This is a genomic window from Sinimarinibacterium arenosum, from assembly GCF_005047655.1.
In the GTDB taxonomy this organism is placed as follows: Bacteria; Pseudomonadota; Gammaproteobacteria; order Nevskiales; family Nevskiaceae; genus Solimonas.
This window is the reverse complement of sequence record NZ_SUKF01000002.1, coordinates 61,193-82,128: the sequence shown is the minus strand read 5'-3', so window position 1 is coordinate 82,128 and position 20,936 is coordinate 61,193. Positions and strand designations below refer to the sequence as shown.

The window sequence follows — 20,936 nt, the reverse complement described above, 5'->3', positions numbered from 1 at the left end:
ATCATGCGTATCTCCACCGCACAGTTTTATAAGCAGAGCGTCGATCAGATGCTCCACCAGCAGGCCGCGCTGGCGAGGACTCAGAATCAGCTCACCTCAGAGCAGAAATGGTCGCGTGCCGGCGATGATCCGACGGGTTACGCCAACGCGATGGGGATGGACCAGAATCTGGCGCAGCTTGAACGCTATACATCCAATGCCCAATCGGTGCAGCAGCGCCTGTATCTCGAAGAGGACTCGCTGGCGTCGGCGACCGACATCCTGCAGAGCGTGCGGGAGCTGTCGATCCAGGCCAATACCGCCAGTCAGTCGGACGAGAACCGCGCCACGATTGCGACCCAGCTTCGTAGCCTGCGCGATCAGCTACTCGCCGTGGCGAATCAGGATGACGGCCAGGGACGCTACCTGTTCGGCGGCACCGCCGACGCGTCCGCACCATTTTCCTGGAGCGGCGGCAGCGCGACGTACAACGGCAATCAACAGGTTTCGGATGTGCAGATCGGCAGCAGCCGCAGCGTCGCTGCGGGCGATGCCGGCAGTGAAGTATTCATGCGCCTGAAGACCGGCAACGGAACCTTTGCGGTGCAGGCCGGGAGCGGCAATACCGGCAGTCTGCAAGTCGGCTCCACCGGTGTTACCGATGCATCGCTGTGGGATGGCGGCAGCTACAGCGTCAGCTTCAGCGGCGGCAACTACGAGATTCGCGACACCGGCAACACCGTGATCCAGTCGGGCGCCTACAGCGAAGGGCAGGCCCTGAGCTTCCGCGGCGTCAATCTCGCCTTCAGCGGGACCCCGGCAGATGGCGACAGCTTCAGCGTCGGCCCCAGTCAGGCGCAGGATGCGTTTGCCCTGATCGACAAGCTGGCGAACCTGATCGAACAACCGCAGAGCAGTGGCGCGCAGCGCGCACAATTCCAGACCGCTCTGCAGCAGTCTCTGACCGAACTCAGCGCGGCAGAAACGCACGTCACCAGCGTGCAATCCAGTGTCGGTGTGCGCCTTGCCGCAACAGATGGTGCGCTGGACCTGCTGAGCACACAGAATCTGCACGTGACCGAAGCCCTGTCGAATCTGCGGGATGTCGACGTGGTCGAGGCGGCCAGCCGTCTGCAGCAACAGATGGTGGCGCTACAGGCGGCGCAGAAATCCTATGTGTCGGTGCAGGGGCTGTCGCTGTTCGACTATCTGCGCTGACGCCTGCGTCTTGTGTCGTCAGTCGGCGTCGCCGAACGGGCGGCCGACAGAGACGCCCCACATGTACATGTCGTTCTTGACGTTGGCTTCGCCGCCGCCCAATGCGTCGGGAATCGACTGCTGGCCGTGGATGTTCTTGCGCTCGAGCACCGCGGCGTAACCGCTCAACTCCCATCCGCTCTTCGATTGCCAGCTCGCACCGGCGGTGTAGTGATCCTGGCCGACCACGGGCGCCAGCAGATTGAACAGGGTTTCCGTCCGCGCCACGATCTGACTCGCATGGCTGTAGCCGCCGCGCAGCGTCAGCGTCGGCGTCAGATTCCAGACCAGTCCGAGCTTGTAGATGTCCTGATCCTGCCAGCCGAAGCCGGGGCCGTTGTCGGATCCCATCGGATGGCCCTGGTCGAGACGGCTGACCGGGTTGCCCAGCGCGCGCTCCGAGGCGTACTCAACGCGCTGGTAGTCCACGGCAACAGTGAGACCCTGGCGCAGCGCATACGCCAGGCCGCCGCCCCAGATCGCCGGCAGCTGCAGGCGCCCCTGATCCGGCAGCAGACCGGCGTAGTCGTCGGTGCGCTGGGTCCAGGTGGTACTGCGGTAGGCGAGGCCCGCGCTCAGGCCCGGGGCAAGTTCGCCGGTCCAGCCCACGGTGAAGCCGATGCCGAACGCGCCGTCGTTGCCCTGATTGGTGAACTTGTCCGGATTCTCGGACAGTGCCGCGAACGGCTGGATGCCTTTGACGTCGAGCGTCTGGTAGCTGACATTCAGGCTGATGCCGATGGCCTGCTGCGGACTTGGCTTGTACGCCAGCGCGCTGACAATGCCCGACTGGCTCATTGCCAGGCCGCCAACGGGGTCGCCGCCGAAGCGTTCGTAGGGATTGTGGGTGTAGTCGGTGCCCAGGCCCGCGCTGAAAATGCTGATGCCGAGCGTCAGCTGGTCGCTGAGGGGGCGGATCCATCCGGCCTGCGGAATCGGAAACTGCCGTGTGCCGTCGGACGAATAGGTTTCGTCCGGGCCCGCCGCGTTGTCGTAAATGCGACCGCTAGGCAGCACCGTGACCCAATCGAGGCCGATGTCGTAACGCGCGCCCAGCGTTGCGGCAGTCGCAGGGTTGCCGGAAATCCAGTAGCTGTCCTCGGCACTGGTATAGCCGATGCCGCCAGCGCCCAGTGACTTGATGCCGTACCCATGCTCGAACGGACCGTAGGCCGCATGAGCCGGCAGCGATGCCGCCCAAAGGATCGAACCCACGGTCATGACGCCGCGGGAAGTCTTCGAATTCATCAATGTCATTAGTTCTGTTCTTTTCTGTTCTATCCCCGTTGGGTCGCGCAGGCGTCGTTGACGAGCGTTGCCACGGGGTTGTGCCTTCGGAAGGGTCGCACTTCGGTGCGGACAGAACAGATATAGCGCGGAGTCCGTAGCTTTACCCCACACTTTTGATGGGTCTGTGCGGATTTTTGCCCGTGTAGTGTCAGCGTGTTGCGGCGAGCTCGGGGCGTTCAGCGCGCTAGTAGGTGACCGTGACCTGGATCGTGTCCGAGTACGTGCCGGATGAAACGTTTTGATTGCCCGGAATGGAGCCGTACACCGGGTACGGGATGGCGCTGCCGAGAATGACGATGGTGCCGGTGACGGAATAGCTTCCCCCGGTTCCGTCGCCCCAGACCTGCGTGCGTGTGATGTCCCGGTACAGGTTGTATTGCAGTTGATTGCTTCCGGACAGCATGCGTCTGGATGCGAAGCTTCCCGAGCCGCCGGTGCTCAGGCGGATTGTGTAGGAAAACAGGCTCAAGCCCGTGCAGGTGACGGTGATCGTCCCTGTTCCGGTGGTGGTGATCGGAGAGGATGCGTCCACCGTGCCGAAGCTCACCGGCAACAGCGACACCGAGCACGAGGAGAGCTGCGCCTGAGCGCGTTGAGGAACGATGCCGATTGCGACGGCCGCCAGCAGAATCAGCAGTGCGGGCCTACGAGCAAGCGAGGTCATGGTGATTCATCCTGCAGCGAATCGAGGGAGACACATCGGACCGGCTGAAGCGGGTCGCCGAGGCGATCGTGAGCATTCAACCGCACCTGTGCCCGACACAGACCATCTTTCCAGCGTACATCAAGCGTGTAGTCAGCCTGGGGACCGCTCAACAGGGTTTCGCCGTTGAAGCCGGCAAATGTTGCTTCGCCTGTTTCGCGGACGACGATGTCCGCGCCCGGCGGCACGGGTTGTTGTTCATCAAGCTCAAGGCGCAAGCGGCGCGCTGCCGTTTCTTCGCTGACAAAGGGTACGCGGATGCCGCCGAAGCCCGGCGCCATGACCTCGCGGCGGATGCCGTCGATACGGCGCTCAATCGTGAAATCGTCATCGGCAACCGAGAGACGGTTGAACTGATAGGGACGCAACCCGGGGACCAGCAGAAGTCCGGATTCATCGGTGCTGCCGACCAAATGGTTTTCGTTGAAGACTCTGACGTTGCTGACCGCGCCGGTATCGACAACGGCAAAGGGGCCGGAAAGCGGGCGAGTCCAGAACCAGTCCTGGTCGAGCATGGCGAATTCGGTCTGGATTCCGGCGCGGTAGGCGGTGCCGGTGTCGACATCGTCGAGTTCGGCACTGATCACGGCGCGCGGATCGACATACGCCGAGCCGAGCGTCGTGCGCTGGAACTCGCCGGCGGATCGCGTGGCGCGAGTCTGCCAGCCCAGCGGTCCGCGTGACCGGTGGCTGGCGCTCGCGGTATAGGTGTTGCCTCCGGAGTCGTGCTGGGCCGAGGCATTCAGGTTGGTTTGGCCGCCCCAGGCGTATGACATCAGCAGATAGGCAGAATGCTGGTGTTCGTCGTTCAGGTCATAGCGCACGCCAGCGGTGACGAAGATGTCGAAGAGGGAATGCGGCGTGACCGAGAGTGTCACGCCATTGATCCGGCTGCCGTTGCCATCGAGGTTTTCCAGCCAGCTTGCGGCAATCGATCCCCAGTTCGGACGATTCCAGCTGAGTTCGACCAGACTGCGCCGGATGCTGCTGGGCGTGGTCTCACCGATGCGCACAAAGTGCTGCCCGCCTGACAGCCATTGCGCGCGCAATGACCAGCTGGGATCGATCCGTTCAAAGCGTGCGTTGAGCTGGCCCCCATTGGCGTCGCCGCCGGCGCCGGCAATGCCGAGTTGCAGCACGCCGAGTGTGCCGAGCTGACTGGTGATTCCGGTGGCCGCGTACATGCTTTGATCGCCGGACTCGAATTGCGTCTCAAGCGTGATCTGATCGGAGAATCCGTGGCGAAACAGCGTGCTGACCGAGCCCGGCCCGTAGTCGTTTGATCGCGTGCCGTAGTTGAGCCGGGAAAATCCGGCGGCGAAGCTGAAGTCTGTCAGCCCCGCGTTGAGCAATTGCGGGGTGGCATAGAACGCGTATTCCAGGACCTGGCTGCGTCCGAGCAGATCGGTGACGACGAGCCGGACCGTGCCGTCGCCGGTGAAAACCGGAATGTCGTTGAGCTGGAACGGGCCGGCGTCGACCTGATTGCGGCTGCGCAGGACATCGTTGACGTAGACATCCACCGAACTCGGAATCAGCGCCATGCCCTTGGCCGATGGCTGCGGAAAGGTCACCAGCGTGGGTTGCAGCGAAAAGTCGCTGCCCCACTGGATGCCGGACAAGCGTCGCGCGGATCCGAGTAGCCCGCCGCGGGTGATGCTGTCGCCCAGTCGCAGCGTTGTCAGCGTGTCCGGCACGGGCAGGGTCCACGCGGTATCCAGGCGAATCGCTTCATCGTCGTTGTAGAGCAGGCCCGACGTCAGTTGCCCCTGTTGCAGCGTCAGCCCCAGGTCCATGAAGCCGGATATCGCGTCGCTGCCCGCGGTGTGGGCATACACCAGGTCGAATCGCGCGTAACCGCTGCGCGGCAAGGTGACTGCGGAGGATTCCGGTTCGGGTTCGGGACGCAGCGAGATGACGTGAATCGATCGGAGCGCGGCTGCATTGACGGTCAGCGTCTGGGTGCAGGGGTTGAGCGCGTAATCGACCCCGTCAAAGCGGTCGAGGTCGTAGTAGTGACCCTCGACTCGGGTCGATTCGGGTGGGCGAGCATCGATCCCGATCTGCTTGAGCGCGTCGCTGTCCGCAGCAAGATGTCCATTGGGCAGCTGCAGGAAGATGGTGTCAAAGCCACGATCCTGAGGATGCCGGACGACGTGGAGCAGGACGGGCTGCGGCTGTGCGGGTGCGGGTGGCAACGGGGTGTCGCACTGCTCCGCGTCGGCGCCGGGCGCGGCGCCCGCAATAGCGCTCACGCCGAGCAATGCACCGCACAGCAGTCTGAAGGCGAGGCGATGCCTGCTAGTGCACAAGGATTCTGTCGATCACCGGCCCCGCTGGGCGGTCGCTGATCGCCTCGATGCGAAGCTGCTTCTCACTCGTCGTGTCCGCTGGAAAGGTCCACGTCTTGGCGGTTCCCGGCAGGAGGTCATTGAGCGCATCGTCCGAGCCCAGCAGTCTCGAGCTTTCGCCGGCGTAGACTTTCAGCTGTGCGCGCCGTTCGTGGACGTTGCCGTTGTTCTGGGCCGTGACGATGTAGTGATGGTCGTCTCGGCGTGCGGTCCAGATCAGTTGCCGCTTGATCGGAGCGCTGGGCGCAACGAAGAGGGGAATCGCATAACGGATCAGGACCTGTACCCCCAGGCTTGGTTCTGCCGCGGGATCCACCGGGCCATTGTCCGGTACCTCCCTGACGAAGATGCGGTAGGCCTGTTCGGAGGGCTGATCGGGCAACTTCAGGAAGCCGATGCGGATCACCTGGGTCTGGTCCGGCTTCAGGCTGAACAGGGGCGGGTTGGCGATGACCTGACTGGATTCCTGCAGGACATCGTTGCCATCGACCTGAGACCACTGCTGCACTTCGACCTGGAAGCGCTTGGTCTGTGCGGTGCCGTTGTTCAGTGTGACGGCGGTGGAACGCTCGTGGGCGCCCAGATACAGGCGGACCGGCGTGACTTTGACGCCATTGGCGTGAACGCCGGTGGTGCCGAGTGCCAGCAGCAGTACAAACAGCAGCGTGTTACTGAGCTGGACGAAAGCCCGTCGGACCAGAGCGGGTTGGTTCATCGCGGCGCCTCATGCCGAGGATTGTTGCCGGAGGTAATCACCGGCATGAGGCGCGCAGTCTGAATTGCTTCAGTACGCGACCGTGATTGTGACGGTGTCGCTGTAACTGCCGGCGGGGACTTCCTGGCCCGCGGGAATGGAACCGTAGACCAGATGGGGTGTTGCGGCGATGCCGAGGCCTGTCCCCGCAACCGTGTCGACTCCATTCGTGACTCCCCACTCCGTTGTATTCAGTACGCTGGTGTAGAGATGGTAGCTCAGGAGCTCAGTGCTGGCAGCCTTCTGCATCTTACGGGTGGTGACACTGGCGCCGTAGGTGCCTTGATCGAGCTGCACGTTGTAGGTCGTGCCGAGCGTGCAAGTCACCGAAATGGTGGCCGTCACATCGACCGTGGTTCCCGTCAATGCGTCGACATTGCCGAAATTCAGGGTGTCACCGGTGACGCTGCAGCTATTCACCACCGTTGCATTGACCACCAGGTTGTCCGTAACCGTGGCGCTGAACGCGCTGGTCGAAAGGACCGTGCAAGCCATTGCGGCGATAGCGGTGATGTAAGTGCGATTGAGGTAGATCATGTTGGCTCCCATGCCGTGCGATCGGTGTGGAACTAATTATAAGCCGTCCCGCGTCAGAAAATTGTCGCGAGAGACGGGCGGCATTATTTGGACCGAGCAGTGGTAGGAGAAATTCCTACGTGGATTCCACAGGACGGACCATGCCGAACCGGTCTACGACCCTGCTGCGATACCTGAAAGCGCTTTCCAAGCGGGTTATCGACCGTTCTTCCGCAGCAGCATGACCGTTCATCCTGTGTAAGAAATTTCTCTCAAGTTTTCCGTGGGGCTCCCGATAAACCGTCAGCAGCGGCAAACCATCCCCGAGCGGGACCGCTGAGATTAGGACCGGAGCTCGATCGCACCGGGTCCGCTTTGAGTCCAAACGGAGATACACATGCAAGTCATCAACACCAACGTGATGTCGCTGAACGCTCAGCGTAATCTCAACACTTCGCAGTCGTCCCTGGCCACCTCGATTCAGCGTCTGTCCTCGGGTCTGCGCATCAACAGTGCCAAGGATGACGCTGCCGGTCTGGCCATCAGCGAGCGTTTCACCAGCCAGATCCGCGGTCTGGATCAGGCCGGTCGCAATGCCAATGACGGCATCTCGCTGTCGCAGACGGCTGAAGGTGCCCTCGGCACGGTCACCAGCTCGCTGCAGCGTATTCGTGAGCTCGCGGTGCAGTCGTCCAACGCAACCAACTCCAACACCGACCGCGCGGCACTGCAGACCGAAGTCTCGCAGCTGCTGTCCGAAGTCGATCGCGTGGCCAACCAGACGCAGTTCAACGGTGTGAACCTGCTGGACGGCAGCTTCACCGGCGCAGTGTTCCAGGTCGGTGCGAACGCGGGTGAAACCATCACGGTGTCGTCGATTCTCGATGCCAATACCGCAGCGCTGGGTTCGGTGACGCAGGCAACGGGTGGGGCCTTGTCGGTCGCCGCTTCGAGCCTGACCGGCTTCGGCACGGCGATTGCTGCCGGCGGTGTCACGGTCAACGGTGTCGACATCGGTGCCATCAGCGGCGCCAGCAGCGCTGCCGAACGCGCCGGACAGCTGGTCAACGCGATCAACAATGTGTCGGCTCAGTCCGGCGTGGGTGCTTCGTACGACTCAGCCACCGGCCAGATTTCTCTGACCAGCGCGGCCGCGATCACCTTTGCTGGCACGACCAATGACGCGACCGTTGCAGGCTGGGCCAACGGCTCGGTCGGTACGGCGAGCACCACGACGGGCATCGACACGCTGAGCGTGGCGTCCTACGCCGGTGCCCAGCTGGCGATCGACCAGATCGACAGCGCGCTGCAGACGATCAACTCGGCGCGTGCCAGCCTCGGTGCGGTGCAGAACCGCTTCGAGTCGGTGGTTTCCAACCTGTCGACCACGTCCGAGAACCTGTCGAGCGCCCGCTCGCGGATCATGGATGCGGACTTCGCGAAGGAAACGGCGAACCTGACCCGCACGCAGATCCTGCAGCAGGCCGGTACGGCGATGTTGGCCCAGGCCAACTCGGCGCCGCAGAGCGTGCTGAGTCTGCTTCAGTAACAGGTAGGCGGCGCGGCCCCGGAGCACTCGGCTCCGGGGCCGTTCTCCCGCAACCGGCGTTGAGACGCCGATGGCGACCGGGAGGCTTGAGATGACAACAGAGATTTCAGCGGTAACCGCAGCGGCTGCACCTCGGGGTGACGGCCTTTTTGACGTGTCAGCGCAATTGCAGGCGCCGGTCAACCCGCCGCCGGCTCCGGTGGCCAACAGCTCCGGTCAGCCCCGACAGGAGGATCGGACGCCCGGTGACCGCAAGCAGGCCCAGGCCGCTGCCGCCGCCGAACCGTCTGCAGGCACGCTCGAGGCGTTGGTCGAGGAAATGGCCCGCAGTGCCGCCGAAGCGGGTGCTGCAGTGACGTTCCGGGTGGATCGCGATCTGAATCGCGTGGTGGTATCGGTGATCGATCGTGCCGACGGCACGGTTCTCCGGCAGATTCCCAGCGAGGAAGCGCTGCGCATCGCGCGCAACCTGCGGCAGGGGCACAGCGGATTGATTGGTGAGGTCGCCTGAGGTGACCCGCGTGATCGCAATCCGGATGAGGATTCAGGAGTACAGCTGATGGCGACGATTTCTTCTGCAGGTATCGGCTCCGGCCTGGATGTCAGCTCGCTGGTATCGCAGCTGGTGGCGGCCGAACGGGCGCCGACGGCCAATCGGCTGAGCACGGCCCAGTCCAAGCTCAATGTGCAGCTGTCCGCGCTGGGCAGTTTCAAGGGCACGCTGTCCGGCTTGCAGGGCAAGCTGTCCGCGCTGATGTCCGGCGGATCGCTGGAGTCGGTTGCAGCGTCATCGTCCAACGAGGGCGTGTTCACCGTTACTGCGTCCGACAGCGCCAGTGTCGGCAACTACGATATCGAAGTGGTTTCTCTGGCCAAGGCCAGCAAGCAGATCAGCGATGTCTTTGTCGGCGGTGCCAATACGTCGCTGGGCAACGGCGATGTGACGATCAACGTCGGTGCGGACGCCTTCACGGTGACCCTGGGTGACGGCGCCAATACGCTGGCGGACCTGCGCAATGCCATCAATAACGCCGCCGACAATACCGGCGTGACCGCAACCCTGATCAACGAGTCCGGCGGGACGCGCCTGTTGCTCACAGCCAAGGACACCGGGCTGGCCCACGCCGTCAGCGTGAGTTCGTCGCTGCTCAGCTTCACCGAAAAGCAGGCGCCGCTGGATGCGCACCTGCGGGTCGAAGGCTACGACGTCTACTCAGCGTCCAATACCGTGACCGATGCGATCGACGGCGTGTCGATCAATCTGTTGTCCGCAGATCCGGGCAACACCGCGTCGCTGAGTGTGACCGCCGATACGGCGGCGGCATCCGACGCGATCCAGAGCTTCATCAAGTCGTACAACGACACGCTGACGGTGATCAAGTCGCTGACCAAGTACGATCCGGAAACCGGAAGTGCCGGATCGCTCAACGGCGATTCGACCGTGCGTGGCGCCGCCTCGCAGATGCGCAACATCATCGGTTCCATCGTCAGCGATGCCGGTAGCTTCTCGCATCTGTCTCAGCTCGGCATCAGCATCCAGACCGACGGCACGCTGGAAGTCGACAGCAGCAAGCTGACCGAGGCCCTGACGACCGACCGCGGTTCGGTTGAGCGTCTGTTCGGGGGTGACAACGGCATCGCCACGCGCCTGGATGCCGCGCTCGAAGGTCTGATCAGCGACGACGGCATCATCGAATCGCGGACCGAGTCGATCAACAAGCGCCTCGACGACATCAGCGATCAGACCGATGCGCTGAATCGCCGCATGGAGTCGGTCCAGGCACGTTACCTGGCGCAGTTCACCGCGCTGGATACCCTGATCTCGCAGCTGACGACCACCAGTGACTATCTGGGCCAGCAGCTCGAGAGCATCGCGGCGCTGCGTAACAGCACCAAGTGATGGGCACCGCCGTTGGTCGACGCCGGACGGATTCAAGCCTCAAGGTGGCGCAACGCATGCCGATAAATGATCCATCAGAGGCCCGGCCTCAGAGTCATTAGAGTCATTGGAGAGTCAAACCGTGTCCTACGCCGCCGCAGTCAGTCAGTATCAGAGCGCTTCCACTTTTGGTGGTGTGATCGAAGCTACGCCGCACAAGCTGATCGAGTTGCTGTATGGCGGACTGATCGATCGGCTGGCGCAGGCGCGCGGTGCGATTGGCAACGGTGAAACCCAGACCAAGCTGCGGGCGGTGTCGTCCGCATTGTCGATCGTCGATCATCTGCGGCTGAGTCTGGACAAAAAGGCGGGTGGCGCCATCGCCAGCAATCTCGAGATGCTGTACGACTATATGGCGCGGCGTCTGATTGAGGCCAACGCCAGCAACAACGCCGCCATGATCGACGAGGTCTTGCAGCTGACGCGCGAGCTCAAGAGCGGCTGGGACGCCGTCGCGACCAGCTGAAGCATTGCCGTGCCGCATCCGCTCGATCAATGGCTGAGCTACCGCGACCGGGTGCCGCTGGAGGTCACGGCCTTGTCGAGCATTCCGGCGGCCGACGAGTTGCACCAATGGCACGATGCCGATCTGCGGGTGCTGGCGGCGGTGGCGACGCTGGACGAAGCCTATGCCCGCGCCGACGCCGGCGGGAGCGGTGACGACGCCGAGATCGATCGGTTGCATCAGAAAATCGACCTGGTCCTGGATCTGCTGGCGACGCTGGTGCGCGGATTGCGCTCGCATGCGGCTGAAGTCCCGGTCCTGTTGAGCAAGGAAGGCTTGGCCTGGCCGCAGTCGTGGCTTGACCTCGCCGTCGGCAGCTGGGTCCGGGTGGAGCTGGAACTGCATCCCAGCGCTCCTCAGCGGCTGGTGTGGGCGGCAGAGGTGGTCGCGCACCAGGATGGCGAGGTGTGTGCGAAATTTCTGACACCGCCTGAAGCCCTGGATGCCGCTTTGGAGCGCTATGTCTTCCGTCGCCACCGACGGTCGGTTGCAGAAGCACGCTCACCGGCCGGCAAGCCCTGATTCGAAGTGGTTCATCCACAATCGCGGGAACGTTCAAATGAATCGGGGAGTCGTTCCGCATGCGCATAGTGTTGGCCGAGTCGCAAACCTTGTTGCGCGCCGCGCTGCGGACCCTGTTTGAACAGCAGACCGATGCCCAGATCGTGGGTGAGGCAGGGGATGGTCAGACCCTGCTCGAGATGGTTGGTCGCCTGCATCCAGATCTCGTCGTCACCGAAATCAACCTGCCGGAGATGAGCGGTCTCGAAGCGCTGGTGCAGATCCACCGGCACTATCCCGATGTGGCGGTGCTGGTGCTTTCGTCGCTGACAGACGGTCAGAACGTGCGCAGTGCGCTGCGCGCCGGTGCCGCCGGGTTCCTTTCAACCGAAGCGGAGCCGGCCGAGCTCGGCATCGCGCTGCGCGCCGTGGCGCGTAAGCAGGTCTATCTGAGCCCTTCGATCTCGCACAAGGTGGTCGAACGGCGCAACGGTCAGCGGGCTGAGGATCGTGCTCAGGTCACGCCGCGGCAGCGACAGGTGCTGCAGCTGATCGCGCGTGGCAAGTCGACCAAGGAAATTGCCGCCCTGATGGGCGTCAGCGTCAAGACCGTCGAAACCCATCGCGCGCGTCTGATGAATACCCTGGGCCTGTATGGCACCAATGCGCTGATGCGTTACGCCATCCGTACCGGCATGGACTACGCGCACATCTGAGTGCGCTCGCGGGCGCTTGCCGCCCGCGGCCGACTGGCTTTGCCGATGCTTGCATGGCCACTGTCGAAAATCCGACATATGTAAGGGTTTACCCTACTTGATGTAGGGAAAATATTGCTTTGGTTCTCCCATGCAATTCGCGAACCTGACTACACGCTGAATCCGTGCTGAGTCATCCGCGCCAGGAGAATCAAAATGAAGCAAAACCTGCATCTCACCACCAGCCAGTCGATGGCGATGACGCCGCAGCTGCTGCAGTCGATCCGATTGCTGCAACTGTCGTCGCTTGAACTGGAGCAGGAGCTGCGTCAGGCGCTGGAACGTAATGTGATGCTGGAGCCGGTCGAGGGTGACACGGCCGATGAGGAAGAGGCTGAAGTCATCGAGCGCGACACCACCGCTGCGTCGGAGGAAGTCAGCGGCGTCGATCCGGATGCCACGAGCAAGGTCGAGGCCGACTTCGACTGGTCCAGCCGCGAATCCTGGTCGAGTGGCGAGCCCAACCGCGAGGACGACGAACCTTGGGAAGCGCGCCTGCCGACGCCGGAAACCGTTGACGCCCGTCTGTCGGCGATCCGCCAGCTGGAGCTGGTGATTTCGACTCCGCGCGAGGCACGGCTGATTTCTGCGATTCTCGACGCCATCGACGACAACGGCTACCTGGCGGAGCCGCTGGAGGGCGTGGCGCTGGAGTCGGGACTGAATCCGACGCCGGACCAGGCTGAACTCGAAGCGGCCCTGACCAAGGTGCAGGGCGTGGAACCGAGCGGTTTCGGCGCACGCGACCTGCGTGAATGCCTGCTGCTGCAGATCAACGCCATGCCGCGCGGTACGCCGGGCCGGGTGCTCGCACGCGAGATTGTCGAGACCGAACTGGAACGCGTTGCCTCGCGCGATTTCGAGGGCCTGTGCGCGACGCTGGAAGTCGACTTCATGGATCTGCATCGCGCCATGGATCTGATTCTTTCGCTGAACCCCAAGCCGGGCGCCAGCTACTCCGCTCCGGCCGAAGTGGCGCTGCCGGATGTGCTGGTCAGCGGCATTCCGGGCTCCTGGAAGATCGAGCTCAACGCCGAACGCCTGCCGCGGGTGCGCGTCAACCGTCTGTACGAAAACCTGCTGCAGCGTGGCGCCAGCCATCGCGGCATGAAGGACCAGCTGCAGGAGGCACGCTGGCTGGTGCGCGGGATCGAGATGCGCCATGACACTCTGCTGCGCACGGCACGGGCGATTTTTGAGCGCCAGACTGCGTTCCTGGAACAGGGCGAGGAGGGCATGGTGTCGCTGACGCTGCGCGAGATCGCCGAAGCCATCGGCATGCACGAGTCCACCGTTTGCCGCGTGACCACCAACAAGTGGGTGCAGACGCCGTGGGGTGTCTACGAGCTGAAGGCATTCTTCCCGTCCCAGATCGCCGGCGCCGACCGCGAAACCTCCGGAACAGCGGTCAAAGCGATGATTCGTCGGATAATCCATACCGAAAACGCCGACGCGCCCTTGTGCGATGGCGACATTACCGCGATTCTGGCTCGTAACGGAGTGCGGGTTGCGCGACGGACGGTGGCCAAATACAGAGAGGCCATGCGGATTCCATCGGCAAAGGACCGTATCCCGGTGCAGAAAGGACGGCATTTGCGTCTGGTCAGCTGACCGGGAGGCGTCAACGCCGCGGTGGGGGCGAATCGGAGTGGGGCATGACGAAACTGAAGACATTGCTGGTCGACGACAACAGACCCTTTCTGGTGCTCGCGCGACACCTGCTTTCCGAATGTCCCGAGATCGAAGTCATCGGCGAAGCCGCTGACGGATTCCAGGCGGTCGAAAGCGCCGCCCGGCTCAAGCCCGATCTGATCATCATGGATCTGGCGATGCCCGGCATGGGCGGACTCCAGGCGACACGCCTGATCAAGGCACAGGATGATCCGCCAATCATCATCATCGCCTCGCATTACGACGATCCCGCACATCGCGAGTTCGTTGCACAGGTCGGCGCCGAAGGCTTCGTCAACAAGCAGCAGTACGAAACCGAAGTGATCGAGTTCGTGCAGCGCCTGATCAGGGAGCAGTCCAATGTCTGAAGCCCGTGTACTGATCGTCGATGCGGACACCGAGCGTGCCGAAAGCCTGCGCACGGTGCTGGAATTCATTGATCACCGCGCCGTCCTCGTCAGCGACTGCGCCGAGCTGGATCTGTCCTCCAGCAAGCCGCGGGACTGGGCTGCGGTGATCGTCGGCAAGGTCGAGATCGAATCTCTGCTCAAGTTCACCCAGTGGCTGCGCCAGGATCGTCTGCATCCGCCGCTGCTGGTGTTGCAACCCTATTTTGACGTCGTGCTCGAACGCAGCACGATGGACCGCAGTGCCTGCTATTCGCTGGAAACCCCGGTGCGTTACGCGCAGCTGTCGGAGCTGCTGCGACGCGCCAGCCTGCTGACCCTGGAAAAAGTTTCCGTTGCGGTACACCGCAGCGGGCCGACCGGCAATTCGACCGCGGTGCGCCGTGTGCGCCGCATGATCGAGCAGGTCGCCGGTTTTGACACCACCGTGCTGATTACCGGCGAGTCCGGCACCGGCAAGGAAGTGGTAGCCCGGGCGATCCACGAGCAGTCGGCACGCTCGGACAAGCCGTTTGTCGCGGTCAACTGCGGCGCGATTCCGCATGAACTGCTGGAAAGCGAATTGTTCGGCCACGAGAAGGGCGCATTCACCGGCGCGATCACCGCGCGCAAGGGCCGTTTCGAAATGGCCGACGGCGGCACGCTGTTTCTCGACGAGATCGGCGACATGCCGCTGTCGATGCAGGTCAAGATCCTGCGCGTGTTGCAGGAGCGGACCTACGAACGTGTGGGTGCCAACCGCAGCTCGCAGTGCGATGTCCGCATCGTGGCTGCGACGCATCGCAATCTCGAGGACGCCATCATCAAGGGCACGTTCCGCGAAGATCTGTTCTATCGACTGAACGTGTTTCCGATCGAGATGCCGTCGCTGCGTGAGCGCATTGAAGATCTGCCGCTGCTGATCGACGACTTGATTGCGACGCTGGAGCGCAGCGGCCATGGATCAGTCCGTCTGTCTGCTGACACCGTACATGTTCTGCGCGCCTATCACTGGCCGGGCAACGTGCGCGAGCTGTCGAATCTGATCGAGCGTCTGGCGGTGCTGCATCCGGGCGCTACGGTCGGTGTCGCCGAGCTGCCGCAGCGCTATCGCAGTCGCGAGGTGAACCCGCCGCTGGAACAGGCCGTACCGATGGTGGTGGAGGCGCGCCGCGAGGCATCGACCGGTCGTGTGACCACAACGGCGGCGAATTTGCCGCTGATCGCAGAGGACGACGATCGTGAAATCGTGGTCGATGCCAGTCACCCGGAGCACGAGCTGCCGCCCGAAGGTGTCAATCTCAAGGACCACATCGAACAGATCGAACTGACCCTGATCCGCCAGGCTCTGGCGCAGGCGGGCGGCGTGGTTGCCCACGCGGCGAAGCTGTTGAACACGCGTCGCACGACGCTGGTCGAGAAGCTGCGCAAGTACGGTTTGTCGCGCGACGAGTTGCAGGACGGCGAATGACGCGCATCGCAGTCACACGTCATCTCCGATGCCGGCCCAGTGCCGGCATTTTCATGTCGGCAGCCCGGTGTCGGAGATTTGTCGCAGCACAGCGCGAGAGGTCCGCCATTAGTTTGACGAATCCTCTTGAAAGCCCTTTTGCACATGGGTTTTTGCGGATTGGAGCGGTCGGGAACAGAAGTTGCTCGGGGTCTGGCCAAACCCGTTATCGGATCGGACAACGCAATGAGCAATATGGATGTCAGCTCGGTGCTCGCACAGATACGCAACCTGCAGTCGCAGGCGGCGCTGCGACCGATCGCGCCGGCAGCCACCGAAGCCGCGTCGACGCACAAGGCCGGTTTCGAGTCGCTGCTGAAGAACGCGGTCAACGAGGTCAACCAGTCCCAGCAGGCTTCATCGGCACTGCAGGAATCGTTCGCGCGCGGTGATCGCAGCGTGGAGCTGGCCGACGTGATGCTGGCTTCGGCCAAGGCGCAAGTCGGCTTTCGTGCGATGACTGAAGTTCGTAACCGTCTGGTGTCCGCGTATCAGGACATCATGAACATGCCGATTTGATCCGGCCCTGTATCGAGAACGCTGAGCCATGGCCAACACCGCTGTCGTCAAATCCAACGTATCGCAGATCAAGGATCATCCGGCACTACGCCAGTTGTTGCTGCTCGTCGGCATTGCGGGCGCGGTGGCAGCCGGCCTGTGGCTGTTCCGCTGGTCGCAGGATCCAGCCTACGTACCGCTGTTCAACGGTTTGAGCGATCGCGACGCCTCAGAAACCGTGACGGCACTGCGTCAGGCCGATATCCCGTTCCGCTTCGAGGCGGGCAGCGGCACCATCGCGGTGTCGGCGACACAGCTCAACGCCGCCCGGCTGACGTTGGCCGGACAGGGACTGCCGCGTGCCGGTGAAACCGGTTTCGAGATGATTCAGCAGGACCAGGGATTCGGCACCAGTCAGTTCATCGAGAACGCGCGCTACCAGCATGCGCTGGAAACCGAGCTGGCGCGTTCGGTGTCGAGCTTGCAGCCGGTGCGCTCGGCACGGGTGCATCTGGCGATCCCCAAGCCGTCGGCGTTCACGCGCAGCGGCGACACGCCCAGTGCTTCGGTACTGGTCGATCTGCAGCCCGGCCGTACGCTGGAGCAGAACCAGGTTGCCTCGATCGTACACATGGTGGCATCCAGCGTCTCCGGCATGACACCGTCCGCGGTGACGGTGATCGATCAGTTTGGACGCTTGCTCAGCAACGAAGACGGTGATTCGTCCGCCGCGCGCAGTGCCGAGCAACTGGACCATGTGCGTCGCGTCGAGAGTGACTATGTGCGCCGCATCAACGAACTGCTGCTGCCGCTGGTCGGCGTTGGGCGGGTCAGCGCGCAGGTGGCGGCCGATATCGACTTTTCCGAAACCGAGGAAGCGCGCGAGCAATACGCGCCGGATCCGGCCAAGGTGCGCAGCGAGCAAGTGGTTGAAGACACTACGCGTGGTGCTGCGCCGGGCGGTGCCGGAGTGCCAGGTGCCACCAGCAATCAGCCGCCGCAGGCCAGTGCCAATCCACCTCTGAACTCGGTGGTTGCCGGTAGCGATGCCGACGTGCAGAACCAGTCGCGCCAGACCGTGCGCAACTACGAGCTGGATCGCACCGTCAGTCACACGCGGCAGTCCACCGGCAAGATCCGCCGGCTCTCGGTCGCGGTACTGCTGGATCATGTGCCGCGCCCGAAGGCCGGCTCACCGGGTGAAACTGAATTGGTGGCGCTGTCGGACGAGGAATTGGCCAAGGTGAATTCCCTGGTCCGCGAGGCGGTTGGCTTCGAGGAGCAGCGCGGCGATAGCGTCAGCATCCAGAACGCCTCGTTCCTGCAGCCGGAAATCGCACCGATGGAACCGCTGCCGCTGTGGAAGCAACCGGAGATTCTGAGCATTGCGCGTCAGATCGGCGGCTGGCTGCTGGCGATGCTGGTAGTGCTGTTCGTGCTGCGTCCGGTCCTGCGGGCCTTCCTGGCAACGCCGCTGCGGGCCATGCCGCAAGGCGGACCGATGCCTGAGGCGATCGGGGTTGAGCCGTCGGCGCGCGCGCTGGCCGAAGACCGCGTGGCACTGGCTGCGCCGCAGCATACGATGCCGGTGCCGCAAAGTGGTTATGAACAGAAGCTGCAGGCGGCGCGCAGCGCCGTGGCACAGGATCCCAAGCGCGTTGCTCAGGTGGTCAAGACCTGGGTCGGGCAGGAGGCCTAAGCGGACATGGCTCAGGTTCCCGCACAAGCGGCCAAGGCAGCCAAGGCGGCGCCGCAACCGATCACCGGCGTTGAGCGCGCCGCGATTCTGCTGTTGTCCTTGGGTGAAAACGAAGCGGCCGAGGTGCTCAAGCACATGGGCGCCAAGGACGTGCAGAAGGTCGGCGCCGCGATGGCGTCGCTGACCAACGTTTCGCGTGAACGCGCGGACGAGGTGATGGATCACTTCGTTGACGAACTGCAGGCTCAGACCTCGCTGGGCATCGGCGCCGATGACTATGTCCGTCGCGTCCTGGTCAACGCGCTGGGCCAGGACAAGGCTTCGGGCGTGATCGATCGCATCCTGCTCGGCGGCAACAGCAAGGGTCTCGAGGCGCTGAAATGGATGGAAACGCGCGCAGTCGCCGACATCGTGCGCAATGAGCATCCGCAGATCGTCGCGATCGTGCTGGCCTATCTGGATTCGGATCAGGCGGCTGACGTTCTGGGGCAACTGCCAGAACGCATGAGGACCGATGTGCTGATGCGCATCGCGCGGTTGGACGGAATCCAGCCAAGCGCGCTGCGCGAGCTCGACGAGATCATGGAAAAGCAGTTCACCGGTGGCAGCAATCTGAAATCGTCCAGTGTCGGCGGCGTCAAGGTGGCGGCCACGATTCTGAATCTGATGGATACCCAGACCGAGCAGGCGATCATCGGCAAGATCGGCGAGGCCGACCAGGTGCTGTCGCAGCAGATCCAGGATCTGATGTTCGTGTTCGACGACCTGCTGGAAGTGGACGATCGCAGCATCCAGACGCTGCTGCGCGAGATCGCCGGCGACACCCTGGGTCTTGCGCTCAAGGGCGCCGATCCGCGCGTGCGCGAAAAGATGCTGAAGAACATGTCCAAGCGTGCCGCAGAGATGCTGGTTGAAGACATGGAGGCCAAGGGGCCGGCCAAGGTGTCCGACGTCGAGGCGGCGCAGAAGGAAATTCTGGCTGCCGCCCGGCGGCTGGCTGACGCCGGCACGATCGTGCTCGGCGGCAAAGGCGACGAGATGGTCTGATGAGCCGACAAGCTTCTGCAATCGATGACGTTGGCGTGCTGTCGGCCGAACAGGTTGGCGATCTGGCAGCACGCTGGGAAATTCCGGTGTTTCCGACCGCAGGGCAGGGAACGCCGCACACCGCTGCGCAGCTCGACGAGATCGAACAAGCGGCGTATCAGGAAGGATTTCAGCGCGGTCATGGCGAGGGCCATTCGGTCGGCCAGAAGGCTGCGCTGGCGCAGGCGCAGCGGCTGCAGTCGCTGCTGGAACACATGGCGCGGCCGCTGGCGCATCTGGATGAGGAAGTCGAGCGCGCGCTGGTCGAACTGGCCATGAGCGTGGCGCGTCGCATCCTCAGCGCCGAACTGGAGACGCAGCCGGAAGCCGTGGTCGAGATGGTGCGCGACGCGCTGAATGCGTTGCCGCCGCGGCTGCGCGAAGTGCGCCTGCAGGTTCATCCGGAAGATGCAGCGCTGCTGCGTGATCGCATCGTGCCGTCGCCGGACGTCAAGGATTTTCGCATCGTGCCGGATACCACGCTGGAACGCGGCGACTGCCGTGTGATCACCGAATCCGCGCTGATTGACGCGCGCGTCGACAGTCGTGTGCGGGCGGTGGCGCTGGCGCTCAGCGGAGGGGATTCGGCATGAGCACGGCGAATGAATGGAATGTGGCCGCAAGCCGCCGCTACGGCGCGCGGATGCGGGCGCAGGCGATGCTCGCGGAGCAGGCGCCGGGCTTTGTGGTCGAAGGGCATCTGCAGCGTGTGGTCGGATTGACGCTGGAAGCCACCGGGTGTCAGTTGCCGATCGGCGCACGCGCGCGGATCGCCAACAGCGACGGTAGCGGTGTCGAAGCCGAGGTGGTCGGCTTTTCCGGCGATCGCGTGTTCCTGATGCCGACCAGCGAAATGCGCGGCCTGATGCCGCATGCGCGCGTGGTGCCGTCGGGCCGCGCCGCCGAAGTCCAGGTGGGTGACGCCCTGTTGGGACGCGTACTCGACGGCGAAGGGCGCCCGATTGATGGCCGCGGCCGCTTGTCCTGCGATCGCCATCAGCGCCTCTATGGTCATGCCATCAATCCGCTGGAGCGTGATCCGATCACCAAGCCGCTGGATGTCGGCGTGCGGGTGATCAACTCCCTGCTGACGGTTGGACGCGGCCAACGCCTTGGCCTGTTTGCCGGCACCGGCGTCGGTAAGTCGACGCTGCTCGGCATGATGACGCGCTATACCGCCGCCGACGTGATCGTGGTTGGCCTGGTCGGCGAGCGCGGTCGCGAAGTACGCGATTTTCTCGATCACAACCTCGGCGCCGAAGGTCTGCGCCGATCGGTCGTTGTGGCCACTCCGGCCGACCGTTCACCGATGCTGCGCCTGCGTGCGGCGTATACCGCGACGGCGATCGCGGAGTACTTCCGCGACCAGGGCCGGCACGTGCTGCTGCTGATGGATTCCCTGACCCGCTTTGCCCAGGCCCAGCGCGAGATCGGTCTGGCCGTCGGCGAGCCGCCGACGACCCGCGGCTACCCGCCTTCGGTGTTCGCACGGCTGCCGGGTCTGGTCGAGCGTGCCGGCAACGGCGTCGAGGGCAGTGGTTCGATCACCGCGCTGTATACGGTGCTGACCGAAGGGGACGATCCCAATGATCCGATCGCCGACGCGGCGCGCGGCATCCTCGATGGACATATCGTGTTGTCGCGCTCGATCGCCGACTCCGGCCTGTATCCGGCCGTGGATATCGAAAGCTCGATCTCGCGCGTGATGCAGGACGTGGTATCGCCCGAGCAGTTGCAGGCGGCGCGGCGTTTCCGCGCGCTGTTCTCGGCGTATCAGCGCAATCGCGATCTGATCAACATCGGCGCGTATCAGAAAGGCGCCGATCCGCGTGTCGACATGGCCATCGCCAAGTGGCCGCAAATTGAAGAATTCCTGCGCCAGAGCGTGGACAAGGCCTCGGCTTTCGATGAAGGCCGCAACGCCCTGTTCAACCTGCTCGCCAGCGCCGAAGCCAAGCCGGCGACGCCAAAGTCGTCCTAACCCGAA

Annotated in this window: 20 protein-coding genes; 15 read left to right on the top strand and 5 right to left on the bottom strand. The window is 63.6% G+C overall.

Features of this window, described 5'->3' with window-relative positions; all coding sequences use genetic code 11:
• The first annotated feature begins 3 nt into the window (after positions 1-3).
• Entirely contained in the window at positions 4-1,197 is a 1,194-nt protein-coding gene (gene flgL, locus E4T66_RS03885; protein WP_136847603.1) for a flagellar hook-associated protein FlgL, read from the top strand.
• Positions 1,198-1,215: 18 nt separating this feature from the next.
• On the opposite strand, the gene E4T66_RS03880 is transcribed toward flgL, so the two are convergent.
• The 5 genes from E4T66_RS03880 to E4T66_RS03860 form a co-directional block, all read right to left on the bottom strand.
• On the bottom strand, positions 1,216-2,484 hold the full coding sequence (locus E4T66_RS03880) for an OmpP1/FadL family transporter (protein ID WP_169577464.1): 1,269 nt from the start codon (positions 2,482-2,484) through the stop codon (positions 1,216-1,218).
• Between the two features lie 226 nt (positions 2,485-2,710).
• Complete coding sequence (locus E4T66_RS03875) at positions 2,711-3,190, bottom strand: Csu type fimbrial protein (protein WP_136847601.1); 480 nt, start codon at positions 3,188-3,190, stop codon at positions 2,711-2,713.
• Positions 3,187-5,484 (bottom strand): fimbria/pilus outer membrane usher protein, encoded by a 2,298-nt coding sequence (locus E4T66_RS03870; RefSeq protein ID WP_136847600.1) that lies wholly within the window; start codon positions 5,482-5,484, stop codon positions 3,187-3,189. Before E4T66_RS03870 ends, E4T66_RS03875 begins: the two co-directional genes overlap by 4 nt.
• A 46-nt stretch (positions 5,485-5,530) precedes the next feature.
• Positions 5,531-6,295, bottom strand: a complete 765-nt coding sequence (locus tag E4T66_RS03865; protein ID WP_136847599.1) for a fimbrial biogenesis chaperone — start codon at positions 6,293-6,295, stop codon at positions 5,531-5,533.
• 69 nt (positions 6,296-6,364) lie between these two features.
• Entirely contained in the window at positions 6,365-6,871 is a 507-nt protein-coding gene (locus E4T66_RS03860; RefSeq protein WP_211242750.1) for a Csu type fimbrial protein, read from the bottom strand.
• 376 nt (positions 6,872-7,247) lie between these two features.
• Here E4T66_RS03860 and E4T66_RS03855 point away from each other — a divergent pair, with 376 nt between their 5' ends.
• The 14 genes from E4T66_RS03855 (at position 7,248) to fliI (ending at position 20,930) form a co-directional block, all read left to right on the top strand.
• Complete coding sequence (locus E4T66_RS03855; protein ID WP_136847598.1) at positions 7,248-8,399, top strand: flagellin; 1,152 nt, start codon at positions 7,248-7,250, stop codon at positions 8,397-8,399.
• A gap of 91 nt (positions 8,400-8,490) precedes the next feature.
• Positions 8,491-8,910, top strand: a complete 420-nt coding sequence (locus E4T66_RS03850) for a flagellar protein FlaG (RefSeq protein ID WP_136847597.1) — start codon at positions 8,491-8,493, stop codon at positions 8,908-8,910.
• 48 nt (positions 8,911-8,958) lie between these two features.
• Positions 8,959-10,299, top strand: a complete 1,341-nt coding sequence (fliD, locus tag E4T66_RS03845) for a flagellar filament capping protein FliD (protein WP_136847596.1) — start codon at positions 8,959-8,961, stop codon at positions 10,297-10,299.
• Positions 10,300-10,420: 121 nt separating this feature from the next.
• Positions 10,421-10,804, top strand: coding sequence for a flagellar export chaperone FliS (fliS, locus tag E4T66_RS03840; RefSeq protein WP_248679417.1), 384 nt, complete (start codon positions 10,421-10,423; stop codon positions 10,802-10,804).
• 9 nt (positions 10,805-10,813) lie between these two features.
• Positions 10,814-11,365: a PilZ domain-containing protein gene (locus E4T66_RS03835; protein WP_169577463.1), complete on the top strand. Its 552-nt coding sequence runs from the start codon at positions 10,814-10,816 to the stop codon at positions 11,363-11,365.
• Positions 11,366-11,424: 59 nt separating this feature from the next.
• A complete protein-coding gene (locus E4T66_RS03830; protein ID WP_136847593.1) occupies positions 11,425-12,060 on the top strand; it encodes a response regulator in 636 nt (211 codons plus the stop codon).
• A gap of 195 nt (positions 12,061-12,255) precedes the next feature.
• Positions 12,256-13,710, top strand: a complete 1,455-nt coding sequence (gene rpoN / locus E4T66_RS03825; RefSeq protein WP_136847592.1) for an RNA polymerase factor sigma-54 — start codon at positions 12,256-12,258, stop codon at positions 13,708-13,710.
• A gap of 44 nt (positions 13,711-13,754) precedes the next feature.
• A complete protein-coding gene (locus E4T66_RS03820; RefSeq protein WP_136847591.1) occupies positions 13,755-14,138 on the top strand; it encodes a response regulator in 384 nt (127 codons plus the stop codon).
• A complete protein-coding gene (locus tag E4T66_RS03815; RefSeq protein ID WP_136847590.1) occupies positions 14,131-15,627 on the top strand; it encodes a sigma-54 dependent transcriptional regulator in 1,497 nt (498 codons plus the stop codon). Before E4T66_RS03820 ends, E4T66_RS03815 begins: the two co-directional genes overlap by 8 nt.
• A gap of 225 nt (positions 15,628-15,852) precedes the next feature.
• The gene (fliE, locus tag E4T66_RS03810) at positions 15,853-16,185 is read left to right on the top strand and encodes a flagellar hook-basal body complex protein FliE (protein WP_136847589.1); all 333 of its coding nucleotides are present in this window, start codon (positions 15,853-15,855) and stop codon (positions 16,183-16,185) included.
• Positions 16,186-16,213: 28 nt separating this feature from the next.
• Positions 16,214-17,863: a flagellar basal-body MS-ring/collar protein FliF gene (gene fliF, locus E4T66_RS03805; RefSeq protein ID WP_136847588.1), complete on the top strand. Its 1,650-nt coding sequence runs from the start codon at positions 16,214-16,216 to the stop codon at positions 17,861-17,863.
• Positions 17,864-17,923: 60 nt separating this feature from the next.
• Positions 17,924-18,910, top strand: coding sequence for a flagellar motor switch protein FliG (gene fliG, locus E4T66_RS03800; RefSeq protein WP_169577504.1), 987 nt, complete (start codon positions 17,924-17,926; stop codon positions 18,908-18,910).
• Positions 18,910-19,542, top strand: a complete 633-nt coding sequence (locus E4T66_RS03795) for a FliH/SctL family protein (protein WP_136847586.1) — start codon at positions 18,910-18,912, stop codon at positions 19,540-19,542. Before fliG ends, E4T66_RS03795 begins: the two co-directional genes overlap by 1 nt.
• Positions 19,539-20,930, top strand: a complete 1,392-nt coding sequence (gene fliI / locus E4T66_RS03790) for a flagellar protein export ATPase FliI (RefSeq protein WP_136847585.1) — start codon at positions 19,539-19,541, stop codon at positions 20,928-20,930. Before E4T66_RS03795 ends, fliI begins: the two co-directional genes overlap by 4 nt.
• Positions 20,931-20,936: the final 6 nt, after the last annotated feature.

What these genes read in the sequence shown, in the direction of transcription:
- flgL (WP_136847603.1), top strand. Translation starts at nt 4, where the DNA reads ATGCGTATCTCCACCGCACAGTTTTATAAGCAGAGCGTCGATCAGATG.
- E4T66_RS03880 (WP_169577464.1), bottom strand. Translation starts at nt 2,484, where the DNA reads ATGAATTCGAAGACTTCCCGCGGCGTCATGACCGTGGGTTCGATCCTT.
- E4T66_RS03875 (WP_136847601.1), bottom strand. Translation starts at nt 3,190, where the DNA reads ATGACCTCGCTTGCTCGTAGGCCCGCACTGCTGATTCTGCTGGCGGCC.
- E4T66_RS03865 (WP_136847599.1), bottom strand. Translation starts at nt 6,295, where the DNA reads ATGAACCAACCCGCTCTGGTCCGACGGGCTTTCGTCCAGCTCAGTAAC.
- E4T66_RS03860 (WP_211242750.1), bottom strand. Translation starts at nt 6,871, where the DNA reads ATGATCTACCTCAATCGCACTTACATCACCGCTATCGCCGCAATGGCT.
- E4T66_RS03855 (WP_136847598.1), top strand. Translation starts at nt 7,248, where the DNA reads ATGCAAGTCATCAACACCAACGTGATGTCGCTGAACGCTCAGCGTAAT.
- E4T66_RS03850 (WP_136847597.1), top strand. Translation starts at nt 8,491, where the DNA reads ATGACAACAGAGATTTCAGCGGTAACCGCAGCGGCTGCACCTCGGGGT.
- fliD (WP_136847596.1), top strand. Translation starts at nt 8,959, where the DNA reads ATGGCGACGATTTCTTCTGCAGGTATCGGCTCCGGCCTGGATGTCAGC.
- E4T66_RS03830 (WP_136847593.1), top strand. Translation starts at nt 11,425, where the DNA reads ATGCGCATAGTGTTGGCCGAGTCGCAAACCTTGTTGCGCGCCGCGCTG.
- rpoN (WP_136847592.1), top strand. Translation starts at nt 12,256, where the DNA reads ATGAAGCAAAACCTGCATCTCACCACCAGCCAGTCGATGGCGATGACG.
- E4T66_RS03820 (WP_136847591.1), top strand. Translation starts at nt 13,755, where the DNA reads ATGACGAAACTGAAGACATTGCTGGTCGACGACAACAGACCCTTTCTG.
- E4T66_RS03815 (WP_136847590.1), top strand. Translation starts at nt 14,131, where the DNA reads ATGTCTGAAGCCCGTGTACTGATCGTCGATGCGGACACCGAGCGTGCC.
- fliE (WP_136847589.1), top strand. Translation starts at nt 15,853, where the DNA reads ATGAGCAATATGGATGTCAGCTCGGTGCTCGCACAGATACGCAACCTG.
- fliF (WP_136847588.1), top strand. Translation starts at nt 16,214, where the DNA reads ATGGCCAACACCGCTGTCGTCAAATCCAACGTATCGCAGATCAAGGAT.
- E4T66_RS03795 (WP_136847586.1), top strand. Translation starts at nt 18,910, where the DNA reads ATGAGCCGACAAGCTTCTGCAATCGATGACGTTGGCGTGCTGTCGGCC.
- fliI (WP_136847585.1), top strand. Translation starts at nt 19,539, where the DNA reads ATGAGCACGGCGAATGAATGGAATGTGGCCGCAAGCCGCCGCTACGGC.